The 25668-nt window shown below is 46.5% G+C and carries 21 protein-coding genes and 1 other RNA gene; 9 read left to right on the top strand and 13 right to left on the bottom strand.

Translation table 11 applies throughout. The features are described 5' to 3' along the window. The first annotated feature begins 35 nt into the window (after positions 1-35). Positions 36-701, top strand: a complete 666-nt coding sequence (locus GM612_RS00585; protein ID WP_155430439.1) for a CPBP family intramembrane glutamic endopeptidase — start codon at positions 36-38, stop codon at positions 699-701. Here GM612_RS00585 and GM612_RS00580 read toward each other — a convergent pair. The 6 genes from GM612_RS00580 to GM612_RS00555 all read right to left on the bottom strand — a co-directional run bounded on the left by GM612_RS00580 (position 675) and on the right by GM612_RS00555 (position 5432). After that, positions 675-1157 carry an 8-oxo-dGTP diphosphatase gene (locus GM612_RS00580; RefSeq protein WP_155430438.1) on the bottom strand — a complete coding sequence of 161 codons (483 nt, stop codon included), beginning with the start codon at positions 1155-1157 and terminating at the stop codon, positions 675-677. The genes GM612_RS00585 and GM612_RS00580 overlap by 27 nt on opposite strands. Positions 1158-1204: 47 nt before the next feature. Continuing rightward, the gene (locus GM612_RS00575; RefSeq protein ID WP_155430437.1) at positions 1205-2518 is read right to left on the bottom strand and encodes an ammonium transporter; all 1314 of its coding nucleotides are present in this window, start codon (positions 2516-2518) and stop codon (positions 1205-1207) included. A gap of 323 nt (positions 2519-2841) precedes the next feature. Beyond that, on the bottom strand, positions 2842-3975 hold the full coding sequence (locus GM612_RS00570; RefSeq protein WP_155430436.1) for a THUMP domain-containing class I SAM-dependent RNA methyltransferase: 1134 nt from the start codon (positions 3973-3975) through the stop codon (positions 2842-2844). 85 nt (positions 3976-4060) lie between these two features. After that, positions 4061-4439, bottom strand: an RNA gene (gene rnpB, locus GM612_RS00565) — RNase P RNA component class B. 20 nt (positions 4440-4459) lie between these two features. Beyond that, positions 4460-4807, bottom strand: a complete 348-nt coding sequence (gene gpsB / locus GM612_RS00560; protein WP_155430435.1) for a cell division regulator GpsB — start codon at positions 4805-4807, stop codon at positions 4460-4462. Between the two features lie 55 nt (positions 4808-4862). Next, positions 4863-5432: an SLOG family protein gene (locus tag GM612_RS00555; protein ID WP_155430434.1), complete on the bottom strand. Its 570-nt coding sequence runs from the start codon at positions 5430-5432 to the stop codon at positions 4863-4865. A gap of 185 nt (positions 5433-5617) precedes the next feature. Here GM612_RS00555 and recU point away from each other — a divergent pair, with 185 nt between their 5' ends. Further along, positions 5618-6223: a Holliday junction resolvase RecU gene (recU, locus tag GM612_RS00550; RefSeq protein WP_343031726.1), complete on the top strand. Its 606-nt coding sequence runs from the start codon at positions 5618-5620 to the stop codon at positions 6221-6223. A 24-nt stretch (positions 6224-6247) separates the two neighbouring features. After that, positions 6248-8590 carry a PBP1A family penicillin-binding protein gene (locus tag GM612_RS00545; protein WP_155430433.1) on the top strand — a complete coding sequence of 781 codons (2343 nt, stop codon included), beginning with the start codon at positions 6248-6250 and terminating at the stop codon, positions 8588-8590. Positions 8591-8676: 86 nt separating this feature from the next. Here GM612_RS00545 and GM612_RS00540 read toward each other — a convergent pair whose 3' ends face one another. From GM612_RS00540 to GM612_RS00520, 5 genes are all read right to left on the bottom strand, one after another. Next, on the bottom strand, positions 8677-9405 hold the full coding sequence (locus GM612_RS00540; protein ID WP_155430432.1) for a DnaD domain protein: 729 nt from the start codon (positions 9403-9405) through the stop codon (positions 8677-8679). Between the two features lie 93 nt (positions 9406-9498). After that, positions 9499-10794 (bottom strand): asparagine--tRNA ligase, encoded by a 1296-nt coding sequence (asnS, locus tag GM612_RS00535; protein WP_343031725.1) that lies wholly within the window; start codon positions 10792-10794, stop codon positions 9499-9501. 21 nt (positions 10795-10815) lie between these two features. Further along, the gene (locus GM612_RS00530; protein ID WP_155430431.1) at positions 10816-12003 is read right to left on the bottom strand and encodes a pyridoxal phosphate-dependent aminotransferase; all 1188 of its coding nucleotides are present in this window, start codon (positions 12001-12003) and stop codon (positions 10816-10818) included. Between the two features lie 21 nt (positions 12004-12024). Further along, positions 12025-12531 carry a cell wall elongation regulator TseB-like domain-containing protein gene (locus GM612_RS00525; protein ID WP_155430430.1) on the bottom strand — a complete coding sequence of 169 codons (507 nt, stop codon included), beginning with the start codon at positions 12529-12531 and terminating at the stop codon, positions 12025-12027. 53 nt (positions 12532-12584) lie between these two features. Next, complete coding sequence (locus tag GM612_RS00520) at positions 12585-15413, bottom strand: helicase C-terminal domain-containing protein (protein WP_155430429.1); 2829 nt, start codon at positions 15411-15413, stop codon at positions 12585-12587. Between the two features lie 344 nt (positions 15414-15757). On the opposite strand from GM612_RS00520, the gene mvk reads away from it, so the two are divergent. From mvk to fni, 4 genes are all read left to right on the top strand, one after another. Next, a complete protein-coding gene (gene mvk, locus GM612_RS00515) occupies positions 15758-16702 on the top strand; it encodes a mevalonate kinase (RefSeq protein ID WP_343031724.1) in 945 nt (314 codons plus the stop codon). Next, positions 16702-17688: a diphosphomevalonate decarboxylase gene (gene mvaD / locus GM612_RS00510; RefSeq protein WP_155430427.1), complete on the top strand. Its 987-nt coding sequence runs from the start codon at positions 16702-16704 to the stop codon at positions 17686-17688. The genes mvk and mvaD overlap by 1 nt, the downstream gene beginning before the upstream one ends. Before the next feature lie 70 nt (positions 17689-17758). Further along, positions 17759-18832, top strand: a complete 1074-nt coding sequence (locus tag GM612_RS00505) for a phosphomevalonate kinase (protein ID WP_155430643.1) — start codon at positions 17759-17761, stop codon at positions 18830-18832. Between the two features lie 4 nt (positions 18833-18836). After that, the gene (gene fni, locus GM612_RS00500) at positions 18837-19877 is read left to right on the top strand and encodes a type 2 isopentenyl-diphosphate Delta-isomerase (RefSeq protein ID WP_155430426.1); all 1041 of its coding nucleotides are present in this window, start codon (positions 18837-18839) and stop codon (positions 19875-19877) included. 86 nt (positions 19878-19963) lie between these two features. Here fni and GM612_RS00495 read toward each other — a convergent pair whose 3' ends face one another. Further along, positions 19964-21316, bottom strand: coding sequence for an RsmB/NOP family class I SAM-dependent RNA methyltransferase (locus tag GM612_RS00495; RefSeq protein ID WP_155430425.1), 1353 nt, complete (start codon positions 21314-21316; stop codon positions 19964-19966). A gap of 255 nt (positions 21317-21571) precedes the next feature. Here GM612_RS00495 and GM612_RS00490 point away from each other — a divergent pair, with 255 nt between their 5' ends. After that, entirely contained in the window at positions 21572-22381 is an 810-nt protein-coding gene (locus GM612_RS00490) for a Cof-type HAD-IIB family hydrolase (protein WP_173021174.1), read from the top strand. A gap of 93 nt (positions 22382-22474) precedes the next feature. On the opposite strand, the gene GM612_RS00485 is transcribed toward GM612_RS00490, so the two are convergent. Continuing rightward, positions 22475-23377 carry a hypothetical protein gene (locus GM612_RS00485; protein WP_155430423.1) on the bottom strand — a complete coding sequence of 301 codons (903 nt, stop codon included), beginning with the start codon at positions 23375-23377 and terminating at the stop codon, positions 22475-22477. A 117-nt stretch (positions 23378-23494) separates the two neighbouring features. On the opposite strand from GM612_RS00485, the gene GM612_RS00480 reads away from it, so the two are divergent. Then, complete coding sequence (locus GM612_RS00480; protein WP_155430422.1) at positions 23495-25627, top strand: metallophosphoesterase family protein; 2133 nt, start codon at positions 23495-23497, stop codon at positions 25625-25627. The last annotated feature ends 41 nt before the right edge of the window (positions 25628-25668 follow it).

The following is a 25668-nucleotide window of genomic DNA, read 5'->3' as shown; positions in this document are numbered from 1 at the left end:
ACTATAACTACTGAAACGATTAAGGATGTGACAGAATGCTTCGTCAACCCGCTGGCCGACGACTTTTAAGTCAGTACGGCTACTTTTTACTGCTCTGGTTTGTGATTCAAGTTTTTATTAACGTACCAGTTCAAAATTTGACCCATGGCTGGACGCAAGAACTGATTATCGATGCCGTAAAAACGGTGATTTGGCTGAGCGTCGGTTTATTTATGATCTGGCGGACGCCGGCTGACCAATTGGCAGTCGCGCACCCCTACCATCTGAATTTAAAGTTCAAACCGCTCTACGTGACGTTAGCCGTAATCGTCTTGTATATGTTCACGATGGCTCTTATCCAGCGCCATAGTATCAGCATCGTAGCCACCTTTAAGCCAACCATGTTCTTACAAGATTTCTTGGTTGTTGGCATCACGGAGGAGACGATTTTTCGGGGATACTTATTGAACCGGCTCCGAAAAATGCTGGCTTCCGAACAAAATGCTCTAATTTTGCAAGCCATTTTGTTTGCTCTGATTCACCTGCCGCGTTATTTAACGACTTACCCGACGCCCTCATTCCTAACCATCCTCGGACAATTGGTCACCGTTGCACTTCTAGGCTACCTGTTTGGCTGGCTCTTTTTACGCAGCCGCTCATTGTGGCCCAGCATTATCGTCCACTCAGTGTGGGACCTATTGATCGTGCTCCTGATTGGCTAAGCGCAAATGGCCATTCATCTGATCAGAAGTGGCGGAAACCGTTCTCGGCTGCGTAAAGATCGCCAGCATTTCCATAAAGCTTTCGGCGGTGTTATCAGCATTTAGTGCCGTTAACGGCAACCAAAAAATGCGTCCTTCATTGCCCTGTTTTAAGTGGCCATGAAAATCACTTGTGCGGTACAAAAAGCCAATTTTGCGGTAATCTTTGGTTTCATCAAACCATTCGACACAACCACAGGCCTCCAGTGAATCGACTTGGAGGCCTGTTTCTTCGTATATTTCACGCCGCATGGCATCCGCGACGGGTTCATTTTTTTCGACGTGACCACCGGGAAAGGTATGACCAAATTTCCAAGCCACGTCAGTCTTATCTTCTACTAGTACGTTTCCAGTCTTTGGGTCATAAATCATACACATGTTCACTAATTCGACTGGTTCAGTTCGTTTAAGTCCCATTTTGCCACCTCATTCAAGCTTGATGGCTCCATTATAATCGATTCAACTCAGTCCCGTAAATGGGCAGTTTGCCCACGAAATTCTTCAGCGTACAAGTTGAGATCGCTTTGGGCCTTAGCCATATCATCACTTAGATCGATGGTATAATCAGCTTCCTCACCGTGTTCACCCTTATCAAGGCCAAGCGCTTCTTCGGCCCGGTCAACACGCATCGGCATGACTAGTTGTAAGCCCTTGATAATGAGCATACCCATGATGCTGACAAAGGCAATCGTGATGCAAGTGGCCGCCAATTGAACCAGGAATAAATGGGCTCCCCCACCGTAAAACAGCCCGTTTTCAGCCAAACTGCTATTAACGGTTTTTGTGGCAAACAGTCCGGTCGCAATGCTGCCAATAATACCACTGACACCGTGGCAGCCAAATGCATCTAGTGCGTCATCGACACCAATACGATCCTTCAAAACGTTGACGAAGAAGTAACTGCCAAAGGTGGCAACCATGCCGATCCAAAATGACCCCATAATGGTGACGTAACCGGCTCCTGGAGTGATTCCAACTAGTCCACACAGTGTGCCCGTGCAGACACCGACCAACGTTGGCTTGCCCTTAATAAACATGTCCAAAAACATCCAAGTGACCATGGCCGTGGCGGTTGCAACGGTGGTCGTAATGGTCGCCTGAACTGCGACTGAGTTCACGCCCAGTGCTGAACCGGCGTTAAAACCGTACCAGCCGACCCACAGGATCGTGGTCCCTAACAGAACCCATGGCAAGTTATAGTGGGTATGCGGAATATCGCCAAACTTAATTCGTTTACCTAAAAACGCGGAGAGCACGAAGGCGGTAACCCCAGCATTGATGTGTACCACGGTGCCACCGGCAAAATCAACCGTGCCAAGTTTAGCTAACAGCCCGTTTGGACTCCAAACCAAATGAACCATTGGGTAGTAAACCAGAATTGACCAAGCAACTAAGAAAAGCAGTAAGAATTTGAAACGAATACGGCCGACCACTGCCCCAACGAAAAGGGCCGGCGTAATGATGGCAAACATCATTTGGAATAATGAATACAGGCCAGTCGGAATATGAGTACTTGTTAAAGTATTCAGGTTTAGGTGACTCATGAATGGATGTGTCAGGCTGCCCACGATGCCGCCGTGATCCCCAACAAAGGAAAATGAGTAGCCAATGATGATCCATAACATAATGGCAACGCCAGTCATCACGAAAACCGAGAGCATCGTATTGACCACATTTCTTTTCGAAACTAAACCGCCATAAAAGAAGGCCAACCCAGGTGTCATGAACAAAACTAAAATGCTCGCTAAAACCATGAATGAGACGTTAACAAGACTCATCAAATCACTTCTCTCTTTGGATTATGTTATGAATTCTAACATGTCTCAAAACCCTTTACCAGCAATACTTTTACGATGTAAAGTCAGATTTTTAAGAAAGTTGACCAGTAAACGCCTGGCAGTCTAAATGAGAGACTGATTAAAAAAGTTTTTAAAGTTCCATCTGCATGTTATGTTTATCCACACCCAAAGGTTCGTTATTGCATCCAAATAATCAGGAATTTAACCGGGAGTTAAAAAATAGCCGTTAAGAATATCGGGTTCATTATGAAATCTCCTGATATTCTTAACGGCAATTAAGCATTAGTAAGACGCAGTAAGTGCTATTTTCTGTGCGTTGCCCAGTACTGGAAATAATCCGTTCTTAGCGCGCCATTGTAAAGTTTTCGACGCTTCGTTGCTTTTTGACCATAGAAGTTTTCAAACTGTAAGTCGGCCGTCAAAATGTATTTTGACCAGGTCGTTAACGGTTTAAAAACCTGTCCCATTTGCTTATAAAGCTCGCGGACACTCTTCTGGTCTCCCATTCGTTTACCGTACGGCGGATTAACGATGATGACGCCATCCTGCTTATCGGTTCTGAAATCCTTAACGGCAATCTGTTTAAACGTGATATCGTGCAGAACGCCTGCTCCGTTGGCGTTTAATTTTGCAATATCGATCATTGAACCATCGATATCAAAACCGCTAATGTCGAGTTTTTCCTCGCGTTGCTGGGTTTTTGCATCTGCTTTCAGCTCGTCCGCCATTTTGGCGTTATCGGGGTGCCATGCTTCACAGGCAAAGTGTCGATTTAACCCTGGAGCAATGTTTCGCGCCATTAAGGCTGCTTCGATTGGTAGCGTCCCGGAACCGCACATCGGATCGATAAACGGCATGTCTGGATGCCAATTTGTAAGTTCGATCAACGCTGCCGCAAAGTTTTCCTTCAGCGGCGCCTCACCCTTTTCCTGACGATAGCCTCGTTTAAAAAGGCTGTCCCCGGTGGTATCTAAGGTTAACGTTGCCTCATCCTTGTTAAGCGCAATTTCCAGTGAAAATAGTGCGCCAGTCTCAGGAAAACGGGTTTTTCGATGGTAGGCAGTCGCCATTTGGCTCACGATTGCTTTTTTGGTAACCGCTTGAATATCTGGGACACTGAACAATTTAGAATTTTTAGAACGGCCATTGACCGGGAATTTGGCATCCATTGGTAGCAACTGATCCCAGTCCATCGCTGTTATGGTATCGAAGATATCATCAAAAGTGGTCGCTTTAAAAGTTTTAAGAATGATTTTGATCCGGTCTGCCGTTCTTAACCACAAATTGGCGCGTAAAATATCGTGCATAGTGCCTTCAAAATAGATTCGGCCATTGTCGACTCGAACCTGATAGCCTAAATCACGCAATTCTTGACCTGCTAAGGCTTCTAAACCACTAGCAGTAGCTGCGTATAGTTGGAAACGTTGTTCTGTCATGATCTGCCTCTTTCTACATGGTGAGTGACCGTTTAATTGCAAAAAAAAGGTGAGAGTCACCTCTCACCAATCCTGACCTGTAAATTCCTATAAGCCATGTTCCGTACTGAACCAAGTGTCAGGGACAGCTTGATACAGCGGTAATCATCTATCTCGAGAGTGAAACACTCTCCCCCCACATTTAGTTCATTTCCAGATGTGAAGCGCCCCTACCGTAGTTTGGGTTGCCCGCTCGAGGGGTTTACCAACGTTCCACCGCACCCGTTTCCGAATACGTCATCGTCGCTGTGGCACTTTCAGGGATATTAACGCATAGCCGAAACCTTAGCGCGTTCTCCCGCCGTAACTTCCAAAGAAGTTCCCCGGCTTATTTTTTCACCGAGCACGAACACTACAAGCATCGCAGCTTGTGCGGGCATGGACTTTCCTCAGCCGACATTAGCCGACCGCGATTACCCAAAATTTACAGGTAACTATCAAATGATTATAGACGATGGGATGCGTTAGCACCACTGTCTAACTGTGATCCGAAAACGTGTCGTTCCAAGTTTGAAAGCCGTTTTAAAATGTCCATGTTAGTGACATTAGTTGCTGGTTGACTTGGTTGAGCAACCGTTGAACCACCAACTGATAATTGCTTAGTCAGTTCGTCAACTTTCGCCCGCAGACGTTCGTTTTCGTCTTGAAGGTGCTGATTTTCCTTTGTGAAAGCTTCATAATCCTTAATGACATTATCCAAAAAGCCGTCAACGTCAGCGGGATCATAACCCCGCATCTTCTGGCGAAATTCCTTTTGCAAAATATCCTTAGGAGTAAAATTAATGGTTGCCATGTTTAAATACACCTCATTATTTATTCAACACCAACATTTAAGATGTTATCAAATTTTAGTTTGAATTGAAACCTTTATTTGAATTTTCTTCAAATTCATACGAAAATTCTTGTAATTGATCGAAATCGATGACTTGGACGGGGTAGTCATGCTGCTCCTGCCACTTCATAATCACATCATAATCGTACCTCGATTTGCCTTCGTTGTCTACATCGTAAACTAAAATCGCACCATCGGTATGTGTCAGCATGAATTCTTGGTAATTTCTTAATTGTTGTGGTGAAGAATAATCGTGATCGCTGACGCTAGCGTGAAAATCCACCAGGGACGTGATTGTTGCCAGTTTGGCTTGATTATCCGGCTTCCAGCGGCTACCAAAGTGAGTAAAGGGCGTCATCATCGCAACTTGCAATTCTGGATAGTCAGCCTTTAAACTCACCGCAACTTGAGCAGCCCACTGTTCGATCCCCATTTGTGGTCCTGTGATCACCCAGGTCGTGCCGTCTTCAACGGCCTGCGTGATCAATTTTTTTAAAGCGTATTGCAAAACAGTATATTTAGGGTCTTTTTCTGAGAAAACGCCCAGTTCATAGGCTCGATAGCCTGTTATCCAAACCCGTTGCATATCTACTGCCCCCCATTTGTGGTATGATTTCAAGCGTGAGTACTTCACCCACGGTATTTTCCATTATACTTTACTAATTGTTACACATTCACAGTTTTTATTCATGTTGCAACTTGGTATAATAACACTAACTGGGTATGTACATGCATTTCACACCTTACTATAGAAAAGAGATGATCCAGCCAGTGACAATCCATTATCCTAACGGGACTAGTTACCGTCCGCAGCAACCCGAAAAACCAGCTAATTATAATTCCAGCTTGATTCGGCATGGTGGCCGCGGAATGACATTAGAACAGGAAATTAACGAAAGTAATCAATACTACCTTGCACACGAGATTGCAGTTATTCATAAAAAACCGACACCTGTTCAAATCGTTAAGGTCGACTACCCGAAACGAAGTGCTGCGGTGATTCGGGAAGCTTATTTCCGACGCCCGTCTACCACTGATTATAACGGAATTTATCGTGGCCGGTATATCGATTTTGATGCGAAAGAAACTAAGGAGACGACCCGGTTTCCCCTGGATAACTTTCATGAGCATCAAGTAGAACACATGCGCAGTTGTTTAAAACAAGGCGGAATTTGCTTTGGCTTGATTAAATTTGTGACCCTCGATCAGCTTTACTTACTGAAGGCCAGCGATTTAATTCATTATTGGGACCAACAAGGTGATCCACACGGTCGTAAATCGATCCCGCTTGCTGCCTTTCAGCAACAGGCAATTCCAGTAGCCTACAGACTCAACCCCACCATCGCTTATCTTGATGCAGTTGATCAGCTTATTTAACGCCCTATTCAAAGGAGTCTATCTATGTCAAGTAATCAATCTGATCCTCAGACACGTTCAGAATCGCGAGTCGCACGACGTCGCCGCCGTCCAAGACGGCCCCATCTTTGGCGCCGAATTTTGACTTGGGCCGTGGGCTTGTTCCTAGCCGCTATCCTGTTCGGTGCCGGGCTATTCTTCTATTACGCTCAAGGAGCGCCGGACATTACCCAGTCGCAACTAGAAAGTGATACTTCAACTCGGGTTTACGACGCTAATAATAACGTCATTTCACGCTTAGGTGCACAAAACCGGGATTACGTGAAGTCGAAGAATATCCCTTCCACACTGAAAGCCGCGGTCGTCTCAATTGAAGACCGACGTTTCTATAAGCACCACGGTGTTGACCCGATCCGGATCTTGGGAGCCGCAATGTCAAACATCACCGGTTCTTCACTTGGCTTGCAGGGTGGCAGTACTTTGACCCAGCAACTGGTGAAATTATCCGTCTTTTCAACTGCCCGCTCCGATCAAACTTTAAAGCGAAAAGCCCAGGAAGCTTGGCTAGCTATCAAAGTCGAACAGAAGTACAGCAAACAGCAGATTTTGGAATTCTACATTAACAAGGTTTACATGGGTAACGGTGTTTACGGTATGCAGACCGCTGCTCACTACTACTACGGCAAATCATTGTCCAAGCTGAATTTACCGGAAATGGCAATGTTAGCAGGAATGCCGCAAAGCCCAACCGACTATGACCCGATTCACCATCCACAATATGCAACTTACAGGCGAAATCAGGTGCTGGATGCGATGGTCAAAAATAAGCAGATCACTTCCAGCCAAGCAGCAACAGCTAAGGCGGTCAGCGTCAAAACTGGGCTGGCAAGTACTCACCCGGTCAGCACGATCAATATGACGAATCAAAAGTACATTGATGCATACCTGAAGCAAGTTTACGCTGAATTAAAAGCCAACGGGTATGATACCAATAATGACGGTCTGCGAGTCTACACCAATCTGAACATGTCAGCTCAAAAACACTTATACAGCATTGCTAATACCTCGAATTACGTGCAGTATCCAAGTAATAAGTTTCAAGTTGGCGCAACCATGGTTGACCCGAATAACGGTAAGGTGGTTGCGATGCTTGGTGGACGAAAGACTGGTAATGTCACCTTCGGCTTAAACCGTGCTGTTCAAACGGACCGCTCTAGTGGTTCAACGGCTAAGCCAATGATTGATTATGGTCCGGCGATTCAGTATTTAAAATACCCAACCTATCAGCCGGTTCAAGATACCCAGTTCTACTATCCTGGTACAACTCGTGAACTCAATGATTTCGATAATAAGCATGAAGGCACGATCACCATGCGGCGAGCCATCGTTGAATCCCGAAATATTCCGGCGGTTCGCACGCTGGACGCCGTTGGGATCAACCGAGCAACTGACTTTATGAGTAACCTCGGCATGACGTTTAAGGACAAGCTGACACTGCAAAACGGAATCGGCGTTTACGTTTCAACCGAGCAGGAAGCCGCTGCTTACGCGGCCTTCGCTAACGGCGGGACGTACTACAAACCGCATCTTCTGAACCGCGTTGTCACGGCTGATGGTCAATCGCATTCTTACAGTTCCAAGGGGACGCGAGCAATGTCTCCAGCCACCGCCTTCATGTTGACTGACATGATGAAGGGTGTTATGACTAGCAGCAACGGTTCGGGGACAGCGGCCAACATTTCTGGTCTTTATCAAGCTGGTAAGACGGGAACTACTGCTTATCCTGACGATTACGCGTCATCGGTTCCCAGTGATTCTGCCATGGATTCATGGATGACTGGCTACACAAAGAACTATTCCCTGTCGGTTTGGACCGGTTATGATAAACAGTTCCAGACTGGTCACTACATTACACAATCAGAAACTGAGATCGCCCAGCAGATTTATCGAGCTGAGATGAGTTACGCGCAACAAAATGCAAGTAACACTAACTGGACGGCTCCTAGCGATGTGGTTGCTACCCGGCGGAATAACGTTACTGAGTACTACGTCAAAGGCTACCCTGGCGATGCTAACACGGCAACTAACGACTCGGGGTACAGCAGCAGTACCAACAGTGGTGACCGCTCAGGCAGCAACGACACCAATACCAACACCAACAGTAGTTCGACCAAGACGACCAGTTCTAGTGAAAGTTCATCAGTTTCAACTGAACAACGACCAACTGGTGGTAGTGGCAATGGTGGCAATAATAATAACAGCGATACCAACACCACTAGTTCCAAGACTTCTGAAAGTTCGTCGAGAACGCAAAGCAACACGAACAGCAACACCAATAATACTGGTAATTCCGGTAGTACTGCCAATTCAACGCGATCTAGTCAGTAGTTGATTGTTATAAACCGTAAAGCCACACAACAAAGCGCCAATTGATTTTCCAATCAATTGGCGCTTTTGTTGTACCTCTAGGCCGGTTATTTTGAGGGGTGTTGCTGCGAATCTTCACCAATTTTAAACATTGGAATATCAGGTAGATCGTTAGTCTTCTTTTTCTTAACCGCTTGGGAATGATCAGCTTGACTTTGCTGCCGTTGATTACGGTCCTTTTGAATCTGCTCAGGCGTAGTCAAATGCTTTTTTTGCCATGTTAGAAGAATTCGGTCCATGTATTTTAAACTGAACGCCTGGCTCAGAACGGTTTCTCTCAGTGCTAAGCGAATTATTTCTGGTTGATAGTGATCCTCATCTAGCCACTGTGAAATGGTTTCTAGCTCGATGGGTGACAGCGGACGGCCAAATTCTTGTTCAATTTGGTTAAAAATAGTCTCCCGCGCGTTGTCAGTTTCTTCCGTGACCGCTTCAGTTTTGGCAGTCTTCACAAACTGAGCCAATTTTTCATAAAGCTGTGTGAAATCATAAGAATCGCGCGCTAACTGACCCGGTTTTTGCACCGTGTTGATCTGCATCAAATGCTTCGCAATCATGGTGTGTAATTCTTGGAAAATCTGGTTATTTGACAAGCCAATCGCTTTGGCGATGGTATCAGTTTGAGGAAAACTCACGCCCCGGTCAGTATAACTTTTAATTTGCAGATAGATCAAGAACTCAGTGTTGCTCATACCAAGTTCACGATAATGCTGCACTAATAACGTGGCAACTGTGGTATTGCCCGTTTTAAGTAGGTCAGCTGCAAATGAATCCATCCTGACTCCTCCCTTCGGAAAGTGAAGAAACTTCCCCAGTACCCAGATTCGGTTTTGGAGAAGTTTCGAGTTGAAACGTAGATGTCATTTAATTTACGGGTAAATGCGGTTTAGCAAACGTGGGAACGGAATTGCTTCTCGAACGTGGTCTTCACCTGTGATCCAAGTAATTGCCCGTTCCAGTCCCAGTCCAAATCCGGAGTGAGGCACACTGCCATACCGCCGGAGATCCAAGTACCAATCGTACTCTTTAGGATCTAAACCAGCTTTGACGATTTGATCATAGAGGTAATCATAGTCAGTGGCCCGCTCAGAACCCCCGATAATCTCACCATAGCCCTCTGGTGCCAATAAATCAGCACAGATAACGACATCATCGCGAGTTGGATGTGGCTTCATATAGAATGGCTTGATTGACTTCGGATAGTTCAGTACAAAAACCGGTTGGCTAAAATGATCGGCCAGGAAAGTTTCTTCTGGTGAACCAAAGTCCACACCCCAATCAACATCAAAGTCGTTTTGCTTCAATAATTCGACGGCTTCATCATAACTGATTCGCGGATAAGGCAACTGGGTGTACTTCTTGAGTGTCTCAATGTCTCGACCCAGCGTTTCTAACGCATCCGCACAGTGATCAATGACGCTTTGAACTAGGAAAGCAATGTAGCGTTCCTGAATCTCAAGGCTTTGCTCTTGGTGCATGAAGGCCATTTCTGGTTCGATCATCCAAAATTCAATCAAGTGACGCCGAGTCTTTGATTTCTCAGCCCGGAAAGTGGGGCCAAACGAGAACACTTTATCAAAGGCCATCGCCCCAGCCTCTTCATAGAGTTGACCTGACTGAGACAGGTAAGCGTCCCGGTCAAAATACTCCGTGTGGAAGAGGTCAGTTGTCCCTTCTGGCGCACTCCCAGTCAAGATGGGTGCGTCGATTTTAGTAAAGCCTTCCTTGTTAAAGAATTCGTAAGTTGCCCGAATCAGCTCGTTACGAATGATCATTGTAGCGTGCGGACGAGATGAACGTAACCATAGATGACGGTGATCCATTAAGAAATCGATTCCGTGTTCCTTTGGCGTGATTGGATAGTCATGACTTTCACCGATCACCTCAATGGTTTCAACGGCAATTTCATAGCCAAACTTTGAACGGCTATCCTCGTGGATCACACCCGTGATCCACATGCTGCTTTCCTGCTTTAATTCCTTAGCAAGTTCGAAAACTTCCTCCGATACGTTATTCTTCAAAACGACTCCCTGGAAAAAGGCCGTTCCGTCACGAAGCTGCAAAAAAGCAATCTTACCACTGGAACGTTTGTTAGTCAGCCAAACGCCAATCTTCACCTTTTCGTCAACGTGATCCTTTGCGTCAATGATGTTAATCTGTTGCACGATGTAACCCCCAATAAATGATTAGTCTTTAAATTGTACCATGAATGTATTGATTCGAGCCATAGCTGTTTTTAATGAATCCAGATCGGTAGCGTAACTGATGCGGACATGGTTATCAACGCCGAATGCAGTCCCGTCCACAAGTGAAACGTGAGCCTCATTCAATAATCTGCTGACCAGTTCACCAGTCGTTTTAATCCCCGATAATTTAAGTGCTTCGCTAACGTCCGGAAACAGATAAAAGGCACCCTTCGGCTTGATTGGCAAGCGAAAACCAGGAATGTCTGTCAGTAACGGATAGATCGTGTTGAGCCGAGTTTCAAACGCCTGGCGCATCACCTCAACTTGGCTTTGATCACCCGACAAAGCGGCTTCCAGCGCATACTGGCTGACCGCGGTTGGATTGCCAGTCGCGTGGGACAAGAAGGCTGAAATCTTACTGATCAACTCGGCGTCAGCTACAACGTAACCCATCCGCCAACCGGTCATTGAATACGTTTTGCTGGCACCATTAATAATAATGATTCGTGGATCTAACTGCTCTGATAATTGCGCGATTGAAGTAAAGGTTGCCCCGTTATACGTCAACTGACCATAGATATCATCCGTAACGACCATTAAATCATGCTGTTTTGTCCAACTGTTAAGTGCGCTTAACTCAGCTTGGTCGTAAATCACACCAGTTGGATTAGCCGGACTGTTCAGCACAAGAGCAACCGTCTTAGCGGTTAAATACTTGTCCAGATCTGCTGGCGTGGCTTTAAAACTATCGCCTACCACAACTGGCACGGGGACCCCACCGGCCAGCTTAATCTGTTCTGAATAGCTGACCCAGTATGGTTCTGGCAACAAGACCTCATCACCGGGGTCCAAAATGGTCTGAAAAACGCTATAAAGTGCCATCTTGGCACCCGTCGTGATAGCGATATTTTCGGCTCTTAAGTTGTTCAAACCGTAGTCTTGCGAGGTTCGGTTGGCAACTGCCGTTCGCAGTTCTGGTAATCCGGCCGATGGCGTGTAAAAGCTGGCTTTACCACCTTTAATAGCTTCGATGGCAGCTTGTTCGATGTTCTTGGGGGTTTCAAAATCGGGTTCCCCAATGCCCAAATTAATCACATCAATGCCATTGGCAATCATCTTTTTAGCCTGCGCCGAACTTTTCATTGTCGCTGATGGTTGAATCTCTTGACTCCGTTTGGAAATTTTCATTTCAATGGCCTCCCCGCCTGGCTAAATGTTCTCAATCGACTGTAATACTTTGCCCGACTTAAAGCTCAGTGTTTCGTAACAGAGCTGGCCCTTTTGATTCATGTAGCTAATGATCCAGGCTGGCCGATTATTGAACACACTGAGCGCCGCTGATAAGACTTTTTGGGGCTTATGTTTTGTCCAGACCTGACTGAGTGCTTGGTTACGTGTCATACCGCTGCTCTGGTTAAGCACGCGAACGTGACCGCCCTTTTGCGGCACAATAATGTAAACGGCTTTATTTTGCTGATTGGTTCCCGCAACCGTGTAGTAGGTGGCGTTTAGATTCGTCCAGTAAAAACCGTTGCTCGTTTTTAACCCCGCGTACTTTTTAGCAATCGAGATCGACTGCGTTTTAGCTTGATTGACCGGCGCCGTAGCATGATGAACACCCCACACAGTGGCAATGATCAAAACTAAAATGACACCGAGCACCGTCCAAATAATGCGGTTGCTTAATCGACGGTGACTTGCATGTTCTCTTCTCATGTTTCTTAACGCGCCTTCCTTCAGTTGTCACTGCCAACAATTATATCAAAGACTTACCCGTCGTGACCGTTACTTTTGTGTTTTTTAAAGAATTTTGTGATATCGCTCAATAATTGTGGCACCTGGCCTGCCATGGTAGGCAAACTGGCCGGTAACGTCTTCAATATCGTTTGACCATAATGCCTGGTCACTAACCGGCTATCCAAGACGATCACCGCCCCATAATCTTGACGAGTTCGAATCAAGCGGCCGATCCCCTGCCGAAGCCGCAAAGTAGCCTTTGGTAACGATAAATTGTAAAACGGATTCTTTCCCTCAGCTTTCATGCGAGCGTACTGAACCCTGGTTTCCAGCTGATCTGGTGAATCAAACGGTAGCCGAGCAATGATTAAGAGCTGCAATTTTTCCTGTGGTAAATCGATGCCCTCCCAAAAACTGGCTGCACCCAATAACACCGCGTTATCTTCATCCATAAACCGCTTGATCAATTTGTCTTTCGAGCCGGAGATACCCTGAGCTAAAATTAACCGTTCACGCGGATGGATCGCTTCGGTTAGACTTTCATAGGCGGCTTCAATGGCCGAAAGCGAGTTAAACAGCACCAGTGTCGGTCGGTTGATCCGCGTCAAAGTCTTGATCAGCGTCTCCGAAACGTACTGATTGTACGCCTCATCATCACGAATATCCGGGGCATCGTTAGTCATGTACAACTTGGCCTGGGTCTTAAAATCAAAGTCCGACTTAAGCCGCCGCATTTTGACACTACTGCGGTCTAAGTCCAGTTGGTCGTATAAGTACTGTGACCGATTGGATGAAAAAAGCGTCGCGCCGGTGAAAGTTGGCGCCTGAAAATGGTCGTAAACGCGCTGGGATAAGAAACCAGCCACCGTCATCAAATTGGACGCGACCATAATATGGGACAAATCACTGCTTATGGTCAACCAATAAAGGTAGCTGCCACCGCCAGCCTGTTCATGCTGGGGAGCCCTTCGAATGGCAATCAGTGTCTGCCACGCATCCGTCAAAGCGGTCAAAGCATGCGAAAAGCGCATAAACAATTCTTCGTCGCTCTTTAGCCACCGATTCGACTGTTTGTAAAACGTGGCCGTGATGTCGCTGAGCTGGGTCTGGAATTTGCCAACGAGAATGTCAAGCTGTTCAAAGAGTCCAGACCGTTGCTCAAGGAAGGCAGTCCAATCGTCTTCAGAGATCACGATCTCCTTGTAAGCCGTACTGAATTTGCCACCGAACTGATCTTTAAACCGACTGATCAGATAGTCGCTCAACGCGCGTAGCTGGCGATGAAATTCGATCAGCCACCGATAGACCGTGTTCAATTGGTCATTAATGGCCATGCCCTGGGTAGCAACCGTCAGCCCATACTCATTTTCCGGATTAAGCTGGTCCATTAGCCGACGCGCGGTCGCCAACGAAACCTGAAAATCAAATTTTTGTCGTTGGGTCTTCAGTGCGTAGTCAGCGAGGTGTTGTGCTTCGTCCACGACGAGGTATGGCCGGTTAAAATTATCGCCCAGCAAAGCAGCGTGTTGAATCAAAAAGGCGTGGTTCACAATAATAAAACGCGAATAAGCCAACCGTTTATAAAGCCGGCGCAAGAAATCGTCCTCGTAAAACGGATCGGTCTCAGATAAATCGTCCAGTCCGTGGTGGTAAACACCATCCAAGTAAGGCGGTTCATTTTTAAAATGCAGTTCGTCCAAATCACCAGTTGTAGTCTGGGTCAACCAAACGAGTAAGCGTAATTTGATCAACTGGGTCTGCTTGGAATGATCCGCCTGACTCAGTGACACTTTAAAGCGTGAAAGGTCCAGGTAATGCCCATTGCCCTTAACCACTTCAGCGTGAGTCTCAAACGGCAGCATCCGTTCTAGTAGTGGCATTGTTTGCGTCATGAGCTGATTTTGCAGGAGCACTGTATCAGTAGCGATGACAACTTGCTTATCATACTTTTGAGCCAGATAAGCCATCGGTAGTGCATAGCCTAGCGTTTTGCCGGTCCCAGTTGGTGCTTCGACGATCAACGGCTGGTCAGCCGTGTCTTGATCCGTATACTGGCGGTAGATCAGGTTCATCATCTTTGCTTGGTCAGCCCGCCACTCAAAGTGTTTGGGAAACCGTTTTAACTTGTTTTTCTTGGTCCTCGGGTACGTGTAGTCACGGTCATCAGTTGACGTTAAGACCGGCGTTTTTCGCAAAGCCAAACCGTTTGACACGTACATAAAGTCCGGTAAGCTGCCGGGATGTTTACGCACTTCAGCCAGTCCCCACTTGAAAACGTCAGCCGTATTTTGCGGTAGATCGGCATCTTCAGCCACCATTTGTTGCAGGGTGATAATTGGCAGTTTTAACATCCGCTGAAACAAAACGATCAGTAATTGACCAGTTACCAGTGCATCATCGTTAGCTGAATGCGGATGATTATGAGTAATATTTAAGTACTGAGTTAAGTCGTGTAGGCGATAACTGGGAACCGTCGGGAGGAGGATTTGACTCAAAGTCACCGTGTCAATGGCTTGAATATTTAGGGTGGGATATCCCACTCGTTCAAGTTCAGCATTCACAAACGGAAAGTCAAAGTTCACGTTATGAGCGACAAAAACGGTGTCTGACAAGAGGCTATAGATTGAACCCGCCACATCATCAAAAAGCGGCGCCCGTTTAACCTGGGCTTCAGTAATGCCCGTCAAGGCTTGAATTGATTGTGGAATTGAAGTCTGAGGGTTCACGTCGGTATTAAAGTGGTTAATGATTGCCCCATTTTGGACCAGCACGCACCCAAACTGAATTATTCGGTTGCCTTCAGCAACGTTGGTGCCAGTCGTTTCAATGTCAACGACGGCATAGATAGTATTTGCATCCATTAAATTTCACCAAATTCTGTATGATCTTTTCCTTGTTCAATAATACTACACTTACCCACGTGACGGTAGTGTCGCTTAAGGTCGGCCTTTTCAGATGGTATTTAACGCCCTATCACTGCGAGCCTAAAGATGGGCATTAGTTGCTGAAGCTTGTCGCGTCGGCTTCAATAAAATGATTATTCTTAATAAAGCATTAAAATTCGCTATTTTTACGGTTTCAAATCCGGCTATTTCTTGTATCAATAGGCTAATTGTCGTATGATACCATGTGTTTGAATTATTACAGTACAATACTCAGTGAGTTTAGCAACTCATCATACAGGGATCGAAGGGAAGTCAAAATCGTGCAATCACCAGTCAGCGGCAGCAGTCATGCCAAAATTATTCTTATCGGTGAGCATAGCGTCGTTTACCACCAGCCCGCAATTGCTCTGCCACTGCCTGCTGTACGTGAAAGCGCCACGCTGACTGCCCGTCAAGACGGGCAGCAGCAACTGGTCAGTCGCTACTATCAAGGCCCCCGTCAGGATGCACCCGCCTCGCTTTACGGAATCAACCACCTCATTGACGTTTTGCTGAAGCAGTTCACTTTTCACGGTGGCTTCACACTGGATATTACCAGTCACTTACCTGCCGAACGGGGCATGGGCTCGTCTGCAGCCACCGCGGTTGCTATCATTCGGGCACTGTACCAGTTTGTTGAACAGCCGCTTTCACACGACCAACTGTTAGCGGACGCAGACATTTCGGAACGAATTATTCATGGTAATCCAAGTGGCATTGACGTGGCGACGGCTAGTGCTCAAGATCCGATCTGGTTTATTACTGGTGAGGAACCGGTTTCGCTGCCCTTTCACCTGCATGGTTATTTGGTGGTTGCTGATAGCGGCATTCACGGACAAACTGGTCAGGCGGTAAAGGCCGTTGCTGATCTGCGACGGGCACAACCAGCGGTCGCCACACCAATTATTAACGAACTAGGCCACTTGACTTATGGCGCTAAATCCGCACTGGCAAATGACCAGTTGATCCGCCTAGGTACGATTTTTAACCGCGCGCAAACTTTATTAGCGCGCTTAGGGGTTAGCCATCCCAAGCTTGACGAAATGATTACTTTGGCCAACCAAAATGGCGCACTAGGCGCTAAGCTGACTGGTGGCGGGATGGGCGGTTGCATGATCTGCCTTGCTGCCGACGAGTCTTCGGCAGCCCGCATCCGGGTGGCCTTAGCCAACTCAGGCGTTACCCAATCATGGGTTCAACCTTTGATAAGTGAGGAATCAAAATAATGGCAATTGCATCGCATCCGATTACGGCAAAAGCACATACAAATATCGCACTGGTCAAGTACTGGGGCAAGTTAGATCAACAGTTGATCATCCCACAAAACGACAGCTTGTCGATCACCCTGGACGAATTTTACAGTGAGACCAGCGTTCAATTTTTACCCTCACTAACTAACGATGAGGTCACCTTCGACCAGCAAAGACTTGCTGATCAGGCTAGTCTTAAAATTCGGCGTTTTCTAGACGGTGTCCGACAACTTGCCGGCGTTTCTGAACGTGCTAAAGTCGTCACTCATAACCACGTGCCGACTTCGGCTGGACTTGCCTCTTCCGCCTCTGGATTCGCAGCATTAGCGGGCGCAGCCAGTCGCGCAGCTGGCTTAAAGCTCAGTCGACGAGAGTTATCGCGATTAGCCCGGCGCGGATCTGGTTCAGCTACACGATCGATCTACGGTGGCTTCGTTGCTTGGCAACAGGGACACGATGACGCAACTTCTTTCGCCTATCCAATCGATGAAAATCCTGACTGGGACATTGCAATCGTAGCGCTGGTTCTTGCCAAGCAGCAAAAGAAAATTTCAAGTCGCCAGGGTATGCGTTTAGCAGTTGAAACCAGTCCCTTTTATCCGGCTTGGATCACCACCAGCAAAACTGATTTTGCAACCGTCAAACGGTCCATTAGCGACCGCAATTTTGATCTACTTGGCCATACTTCGGAACAAAATGCCATGCGGATGCACGCACTCACGTTAAGTTCCGATCCCAGTTTTACATACTTTAATGCTGACAGTCTTCAAGCGATGGACATGGTCCGAGACTTACGTTTGCAAGGCTTGCATTGTTACTTTACAATGGATGCTGGTCCCAACGTTAAAATCATCTGTCGGGGTGTGGATGCACCCAGGATAGCAACGGCATTTCAGAAGCGCTTCGGACCGGATAATGTCTTAGTTACCCGGCCTGGTGCCGGCATCACAATTACTGAATAGGAAATAAATAGTTAAGATTAACAATTAGGGCGGTTCATGTTGATTGCTACTAATGAAAGGACATGATGTTTTGATTTCTGTGAAAGCTCCGGGGAAACTTTATATTGCTGGCGAATATGCCGTCGTTGAAACAGGATTTCCGGCGGTCATCGTCGCACTGGATCAATTTGTGACGGTTAAAATTGAAGAAGCTGAGCAAATTGGCAGTATTGTTTCAAGTCAGTACCAGGAGAATTCAATTTACTGGCGGCGTGAAGACGGTGAAATGGTTTTTGATAACCGCGACAACCCCTTCCACTACATCCTGTCTGCAATTCGAGTTACGGAAGACTATGCAAAAACGGTGGGCAAGGCACTGGGCATCTACCATCTCACGGTCGAAAGTGACTTGGATAGTCAAGACGGGCGTAAATACGGTCTAGGTTCCTCCGCCGCCGTAACCGTGGCAACAATCAAAGCACTTTGCCAATTTTATGATTTACCAATGAATCACGATAAACTATTTAAATTAGCTGCAATTGCCCACTTTGATGTCCAAGGCAATGGTTCACTAGGCGATATTGCGGCGAGTGTTTACGGTGGCTGGATCGCCTATCATTCCTTTGACCGCGACTGGTTGAAACTGGCCGAAAAGCACTATAACTTTGCTCAGCTGCTGTCAATGGACTGGCCTGGTTTAGACATTGAACTGCTGACCCCGCCAGCCGACCTCCGCTTACTGATTGGCTGGACTGGCACGCCAGCTTCGACCTCCCACTTGGTTGACCGCGTTGCCTTGAATAAGGCTAAGCAACAGCAAGCCTACCAGGAGTTCCTAGTGAAGAGTAAAGCCTGCTTAAAGCGGATGATCAAGGGTTTCAGAGATCAAAATTTAGCTGCTATTCAAGCGGAGATTGCATTGAACCGAACCTTATTGAATGAACTTGATCAGTTTACCCACGCCCACATCGAGACCCCATTACTAAAGAGATTGTGTGAAATCGCCGAAGATTTTGGTGGCATTGCAAAAGCTTCTGGTGCTGGTGGCGGTGACTGTGGGATCGCCATTATTGACGCTCACAAACACTTGCACCAATTAGTCAATAAGTGGAAAGATAATCAAATTATTCCGCTGAGTTTTAACGTTCACCACGTAGAGGAGTGATGACATGACGTCAAAACAGTCGCATCGAAAAGATGAACACGTGTCGTTGGCAGAAAAGTTTCATCAGTCTGCTGAGATGACTAGTTTTCGACAGGTTCGAATTCTTCACCAGAGCCTGCCCGAGCTGGCTTTGACGGATATTGACCCCACCACTGCATTTAACGGCCAAAAGATCCCCTTCCCATTGCTGATCGAAGCAATGACTGGTGGCAGTGAGCAGACCGGCAAGTTAAACGCGCGCCTGGCGCAATTAGCGGCTGCTACTGGGCTGCCAATGGCGGTTGGTTCTCAAAGTGTGGCGCTGAAAGAACCCAACTTAGCAACGACTTTTTCGGTTGTTCGACGATCCGACCCCAATGGCATCATCTTAGCAAATATAGGTGCGGGTCACGGCGTCTTGGATGCGCAAGCCGCCATTGAAATGGTGCAGGCTGATGCTTTACAAGTTCACATCAACGCCGCCCAAGAGACCATCATGCCTGAAGGCGACCGCAATTTCTATTGGCTAGATCAATTAGCAGAAATCGTCGCCAAAATTTCAGTGCCCGTAGTCGTTAAAGAAGTCGGTTTTGGTATGACGGCTAAAACGGTTCAAAAATTAATGGCAATTGGCGTTAGAAACGTTGATCTTAGTGGCCGTGGCGGTACTAGTTTTGCTAAAATTGAAAACTTTCGGCGACCAGACAAGGAAATGGTCTATCTGGATGACTGGGGGCTGACAACACCGGAATCGTTGCTTGAGATGCGCAAATTAGCAACCCGACCGACCATTACTGCTAGTGGCGGCATCAAAACACCATTAGATGCAATTAAGGCTTTAGCCATGGGCGCAGACTTCGTGGGTATGGCTGGTGAGATCTTGCACCATGTCCTCCACGAGGATCAAGACACAACTTTGGAGTGGTTAAATCAGTGGCTGGCTGATTTTAAAGCCTTAATGCTGTTGACTGGCAGTCAAACACTCCGCGACTTACGTAAACAATCATTGGTTTACTCACCAGAATTAGAAGCTTTCGCCCGCCAGCGGTTTATCACGTTAGAATAATCTGCAAACTAGAAATTTAAAAATCGAAAATATCAAAAAAGCGTTTTGACAGCTGCTGTCAAAACGCTTTTTAAGTGGTGACGTCATTAGTTAGCCATAAACCGTAAACCCTTGGGAAAGTAATTTTTAACCGTTTGGTCAACCACTTTGCCAAACGCCACCGGTTGATGTCTACAAAACAAACGTACCCAGCCCTTTTTAATCGGCAAATCGTTGCGCTTAAAGATCTCACCATGAACGACCTTTTTCCAGTCGTCAAGATCAATTTCAGTTTCGTGAGCAAACTGTCCTCGATCAAGTGCTAAAGCTAAGGCGTAACTTGGTTCGAACCGTTTCTTTTTCAAGGTTCCCAAGTGCAGTCCTGGTCGAACGACACGCAAATGGTTCAATGGCGGCGTCCCCTTTGGCATCACATAAAGTTGATCACCAAACGCCATTAACTGATGGGAATCAACCTTAAACTGGAGATTTTCCTTCGCAAAATCGGCAAATAAGTTTGACTGGTCTCGGCTGACGTTTGACTCCTGTCGTCGTGAGTAACCCGCTTCTTCAATGGGGGCTGTGAGCCGTAACTTGGCAACAAAATGACCTTCCCCACGCATCAGGTGCGGGAATAAACGGGCAGCATTTTTCAATCGCTCATCACCGTTTGCCCACTCTGGCTTAGCATCAATGATCCCGGCCGTTTTTTTGATTGGCACCATGTCAAATTGTGGGTATGTTGAGAGTAACCAAGCGATGATCTGTTCATCTTCTTCTGGTGAAAAAGTGCAAGTCGAATAAATCAACTCACCATCTGGCTTTAAAGTTTTGACCGCTTCAGTTAGGATCTCCCTTTGCCGTTTGGCACAGGCCTCCACGTAATCCGGTGACCAGTATGCCATTGCGTCAGGATCCTTTCGAAACATACCCTCGCCAGAACACGGCGCGTCAACCAAAACTTGATCAAAGAAACCAGTGAAGTTTTTTGCAATATGCGCTGGATCTTCATTCAGAACTAGCGTGTTCTGAAGTCCAAAACGTTCAGTATTTTCAGCTAAAATTTTGGCCCGTTTGCCCATGATCTCATTACTGACCAGCATCCCACTCTGTTGCAGAAAACTACTCAGGTGAGTGGTCTTGCCGCCAGGTGATGCACAGAGGTCTAAAACTCGCATATTAGGTTTAGGATGAGCCACTTCACCGACAAACATGGCGCTCGGTTCCTGGCTGTACACTGCACCGCTTTGGTGGTCAAGGCTTTTGCCACTAACTTTGCCGTAGTAGCCCCATTCAGTATATGGGATCGGATCGCTAAGATCGAGATCAGCTGGCCTGTCACGACGCGGATTGAGTCGAAACCCGTTATTTTCCGGTTCATCGAAGCTTGCAAAGAAGGCGTCAGCTTCACTGCCTAATAATGATTTATATTTAGTTTTAAATGCAGCTGGTAATTCCATGATTCATTCCTTTCAATCCATTCAGGTAATCTGAAAGCAGTATACCTTTTCATCGTTTACCGGTCAATCAAGGCCCTGATTAAAGTTTCGGTAAAGATTTATGTTTGTCAGGTCAGCAACACCGTTCAAGAACCCCTTAAAACTGTCAATACTAGCGTTTCTGCCTGTCAATTTCCATTTAATGGTCACTTGCCCTAAACTAATCATCTGTGATAGATTAGGAACGTTAATTTACAAGAACGGATGTGGCATATTTTGACCCGAAAACTAATTGCACTTGATTTGGACGGTACAACTTTAAACAGTCATGCGGAACTTTCACCTAAAACAATCACGACGATTCGAGCAGCCATCAAGGCTGGTCACATCGTCAGCATTGTGACCGGTCGACCTAACCGGCTGTCACAAACCTATTATGATCGACTTGGTTTGACCAGTCCAATGATCAATTTCAATGGTAGCCTTGGTCACGTCCCTCACCGACACTGGGCGCGCGAATACCAATATACGTTTGACCGAGAGATTGTTTTAGATGTCTTAAATCATCAACATGATTTCCAGATTCAGATGGTCGCTGCAGAGGGCAAGCACCTGTTTTTAGCTCATCAGACTGCACCGACGCAGGTGGGGTTCTTCCCGGCGGTATTAACAGCGGATGAACAACTAACTGCCTCTTCCCTGAATCAAGATCCGACCAGCATGACAATTGCAGTTGCTCGCTCGAGCCAAAAGAAGCTCCAAAACTACATTGAACAAAGCTTTGGTTCCGCGGTTGATGTGGCACCTTGGGGCGGTCCTAATAGTGTCTTGGAAGTTGGCGCTAAGGGGGTTCAAAAAGCGGTTGGGCTCAAACGTCTAGCTAGCTTCTATCACGTTGAACGCCAAAACGTCATTGCCTTTGGCGACGAACATAATGACAATGAAATGATTGCCTACGCTGGACAAGGGGTCGCCATGCAAAATGCAACCGTCCACTTGAAAGCCATTGCTGACGATGTAACAAGGCTTGATAACGATCATGATGGTTTAGCTGATTATTTGTCACGCACCTTAAAACTAGCCTGATTACAAATTAAAAAGCGTGCGGTGGGGAACCGCACTACTTCTAGCACTGATTTGAACCGTTCAAAAACTGTTAACGTGAGCGGTCAAAACCGCCTAGTTCCAATTTGACTTTGAAACCTGCCGAATTTGATTGTTAGTTTTGCCATCGTCAGCTGGCTGTGCAACCACAAAATAAACGGCTTCACCCTGCAACTGAATGCCAGTTAGCGTTGCCTCTTGAGAGACGTCATCTAAAGACAGATCATGAAAACCGTTTTTCAAGAGCCAAAAACCTTTGCTGATTGCCCGTTGATCACCGTGGCTCTTTGTAGCGTAAAGCGCGCGGCCATTTGAAAATGCAATGCTTTGAATACTGCCAATCGTTTCTGGGGCTAGTTGCTTAGCAGTTGGTTTAAATGACTGATAGGCGGTCGCCATGATATGCAGATCACCGCCCTGCATATCTCGCACATCATGATTCGTTAATTGCCAAATCAAGTGAGCCATCTTGCGCACATCATAGATGGTTGCCTGTAAGTGCTGAGACTGATCAAGGACTAAAAGGGCCAGTTCATGACCGTCACTGGACAAAGCCGAAACGGAACCAATAACCGGTTTTGGTAGCGGCGTCCCCGTGATGTTGGCGGCTTCTAGATGGGTAACTCGAAAACTGCGCGGTGTGGGTTGCTGACTGTTAAGATCAATGGTTATCCAGCGAAACTCTGGTAAGCCAACTTCACCAGTTTTAGTAACGGGTTGGCCACTAACAACCACCGTTAATTTTGGGGCGCCATGAACCAGCGATAAACTGTTGACGCGGCTAAGTTGCTGAAGTCGAAAGCTCATTTGATTATCAGCGACGGCTAGGTATTGTTTAGGCTTTAAACGACACGGCGTAATAATGGTATCTTGCTCATCAGTTTGGGCGACATAGCAGGTATCGCGGTCAAAACAAAATGCTGTGACCGGAGCAAAAGACGCTAGGTCTTGAATCTGATAGGCTAAATCTGAATGCATTCAAAAAACTCCTTTTTAGCGAGCAGTCTCCCTTCTTGTATTTACAGAAAGGTTGACAGCCCGCAGATTCCATAACATGATTATAACATACGTAATTTATGAACGGCGGTGACTTCAATGAAAGAACGACAGCGCAACTTTACCAGCAACTTGATTGATGGTCAAAAACTTACCCTGGCTGGATGGTTCATTCCCAGTCACTTTCTGGTGAGTCGAAAAGCGCCAAATCTAATCAGCAAACGAGTTCGAATCTACCCTAAAAACAAAATGATATCGTACCAGGGGAAACTGAAAAGTGATGGTCATTTCTGGTTGATTGTTGAAAATGAGTACCTGAATGTCGCCGACTACCGGCAAAAATTAGCCGGCAATGATCTGAACCCAATTTGGGGCACAAAAACACCAGCAAAAAATGAAAAACAAACCCGAAACCGACCAATACCCGTCATCGCAAGAACAGGTCAGAAATACTTTGTGGCTGCCGAAACACTGCACTTTCGCCAGCTTCCTGAATGGACAGCAATCACCAAAAAGCATAAATTGCTATATACAGGTCATTCTATTGTATATAGCAGAATCCATACATATAGAGGGATTCAATACATTCAAACCGATTCGGGCTTTCTACCATTATTGAATCAAATAACGGGCCACCGATTTGGTATTTTGACAGATCAACGATTTAAACCACCCGTCCTGGAGCAGTCCAAGGTTCCAGAATTGTTCAAGATGCATGGCGTTTATTGCTTCACTAAACGACTGGTGAAGGTATACCAACTGCCGGATTTAAATTCAACAATCGTTGGTCGTCTAGACCGTGGGAGCATCGTTAACTACAGTGGAAAATTAGTTGATCCTCATCGTGGATGGTTGCAATTGATGGTTACTGGCCGACCATATTACGTACCATTCATGACTCGTTTTCCGAATCACGAAAATGAATATGGCTATGAAATTACCGGTTCAAAGAGTGTCACCCATTTAGTTCAGCCCTGGTCGTTTACCAAGGCGTCGCACCAGCATTTACTTTTAAACGCGACGGCCGCCGAAAAAAAAGCCCTTTCGCGATTAGAATTAAAGTTAAATCAGGTGCGAACTACTGATAGTATCGTTGTCGGTCTGATCAATGACACCCATTATGATGCGCGCCAATCCTCAGACTCGCAGCGGCCATTACACGATCTGTTACTGATGGCTCACTTTGCAAAGACTCAACGTTTTGATGCGGTCGTGATGAATGGCGACTTAGTGGACGGAAATCAAATCTTAAACCGCACCATCATTGATACCGCAGACGCCGTAGCAGCGCTGCATGAAAGTCACGTTCCCACCTTCATCACCCAGGGAAACCATGATGATAACTCGGGGTTTGGTCGTTACCTGAATGGCTTACGAAACGAACAAGTCATGACTGAAGCCACGGAAAGAAAACTTCATGACCTTCAGTGGGAGAACTTGTTGGATACAGAAAATCAATTTTATGGCAAATACAGGGTGCCTGGTACCGATGTCACGTTAATCATGCTCAATACCTTTGATATTCGCGACGCAAGTTCTAAGACCTATTTTGACCGTAATTACCACGACCGACCAAATGGCATTCACTGGACCGGTATTCTACAGAATATTCGGCATAGCCGTTCTCGAATCACGACTCAGCAGGTTAATTGGCTGATCAAAACCTTAAATCAGTTAGCACCAGATGAACAAGCCATCATTTTTACGCATGACTCGTTACGGTCCGCCACTGATAGGCAAGCCGTTACCCCCTTTTGGACCTACGACTGGTTTGCTAACAACCAGCAGGGCGATTACGCTCGAGCCTATCAAACCATTGTCGCCCACCGGCAGCAAATCATTGCGGTCATGTCCGCTCACACCCACGTTGATGACTGGTCGAAACAAGACGGTATCAACTGGGTCACAACGACCAGCGATATTACCAATCGGCGCAAAAGTGCACGCTTGGATTCCCAGTCGATTGGTGCTTGGGACGTGTTAGTGATCCAACCAAGTCAACGTCAGTTATTTCGCCTGCGTTACGGCTGGCAGGACCGTGCTGGACGGCTGCCAAACTGGCAGTACCGTTTGTTTGGTGATGGTACCGACACCCAACACCACGTCTTAGCTGCCCTGCTCAATCAGTTTAAACGTCAGCCCCCTTTAACTGGTAACGGTTTTTATTATCAGAATCAAAATAAACAAGTTAATCAGCAGTGGCGCGGCTTTCGTGGCTACTTTAAGTTTTAGAATGTGATCCCAGACAAAAAGAGCTCTGAATCATTTTAGGT

The sequence above is a fragment of the Secundilactobacillus folii genome, assembly GCF_009720675.1.
Taxonomy (GTDB): Bacteria; Bacillota; Bacilli; order Lactobacillales; family Lactobacillaceae; genus Secundilactobacillus; species Secundilactobacillus folii.
Note: the sequence above shows the minus strand (reverse complement) of the source record. Positions and strands in the feature narration are given on the sequence as shown.

Coding starts and splice junctions, on each gene's coding strand:
- GM612_RS00585 (WP_155430439.1), top strand. CDS start 36: ATGCTTCGTCAACCCGCTGGCCGACGACTTTTAAGTCAGTACGGCTAC.
- GM612_RS00580 (WP_155430438.1), bottom strand. CDS start 1,157: ATGGGACTTAAACGAACTGAACCAGTCGAATTAGTGAACATGTGTATG.
- GM612_RS00575 (WP_155430437.1), bottom strand. CDS start 2,518: ATGAGTCTTGTTAACGTCTCATTCATGGTTTTAGCGAGCATTTTAGTT.
- GM612_RS00570 (WP_155430436.1), bottom strand. CDS start 3,975: ATGACAGAACAACGTTTCCAACTATACGCAGCTACTGCTAGTGGTTTA.
- gpsB (WP_155430435.1), bottom strand. CDS start 4,807: ATGGCAACCATTAATTTTACTCCTAAGGATATTTTGCAAAAGGAATTT.
- GM612_RS00555 (WP_155430434.1), bottom strand. CDS start 5,432: ATGCAACGGGTTTGGATAACAGGCTATCGAGCCTATGAACTGGGCGTT.
- GM612_RS00545 (WP_155430433.1), top strand. CDS start 6,248: ATGTCAAGTAATCAATCTGATCCTCAGACACGTTCAGAATCGCGAGTC.
- GM612_RS00540 (WP_155430432.1), bottom strand. CDS start 9,405: ATGGATTCATTTGCAGCTGACCTACTTAAAACGGGCAATACCACAGTT.
- GM612_RS00530 (WP_155430431.1), bottom strand. CDS start 12,003: ATGAAAATTTCCAAACGGAGTCAAGAGATTCAACCATCAGCGACAATG.
- GM612_RS00525 (WP_155430430.1), bottom strand. CDS start 12,531: ATGAGAAGAGAACATGCAAGTCACCGTCGATTAAGCAACCGCATTATT.
- GM612_RS00520 (WP_155430429.1), bottom strand. CDS start 15,413: ATGGATGCAAATACTATCTATGCCGTCGTTGACATTGAAACGACTGGC.
- mvaD (WP_155430427.1), top strand. CDS start 16,702: ATGGCAATTGCATCGCATCCGATTACGGCAAAAGCACATACAAATATC.
- fni (WP_155430426.1), top strand. CDS start 18,837: ATGACGTCAAAACAGTCGCATCGAAAAGATGAACACGTGTCGTTGGCA.
- GM612_RS00495 (WP_155430425.1), bottom strand. CDS start 21,316: ATGGAATTACCAGCTGCATTTAAAACTAAATATAAATCATTATTAGGC.
- GM612_RS00485 (WP_155430423.1), bottom strand. CDS start 23,377: ATGCATTCAGATTTAGCCTATCAGATTCAAGACCTAGCGTCTTTTGCT.
- GM612_RS00480 (WP_155430422.1), top strand. CDS start 23,495: ATGAAAGAACGACAGCGCAACTTTACCAGCAACTTGATTGATGGTCAA.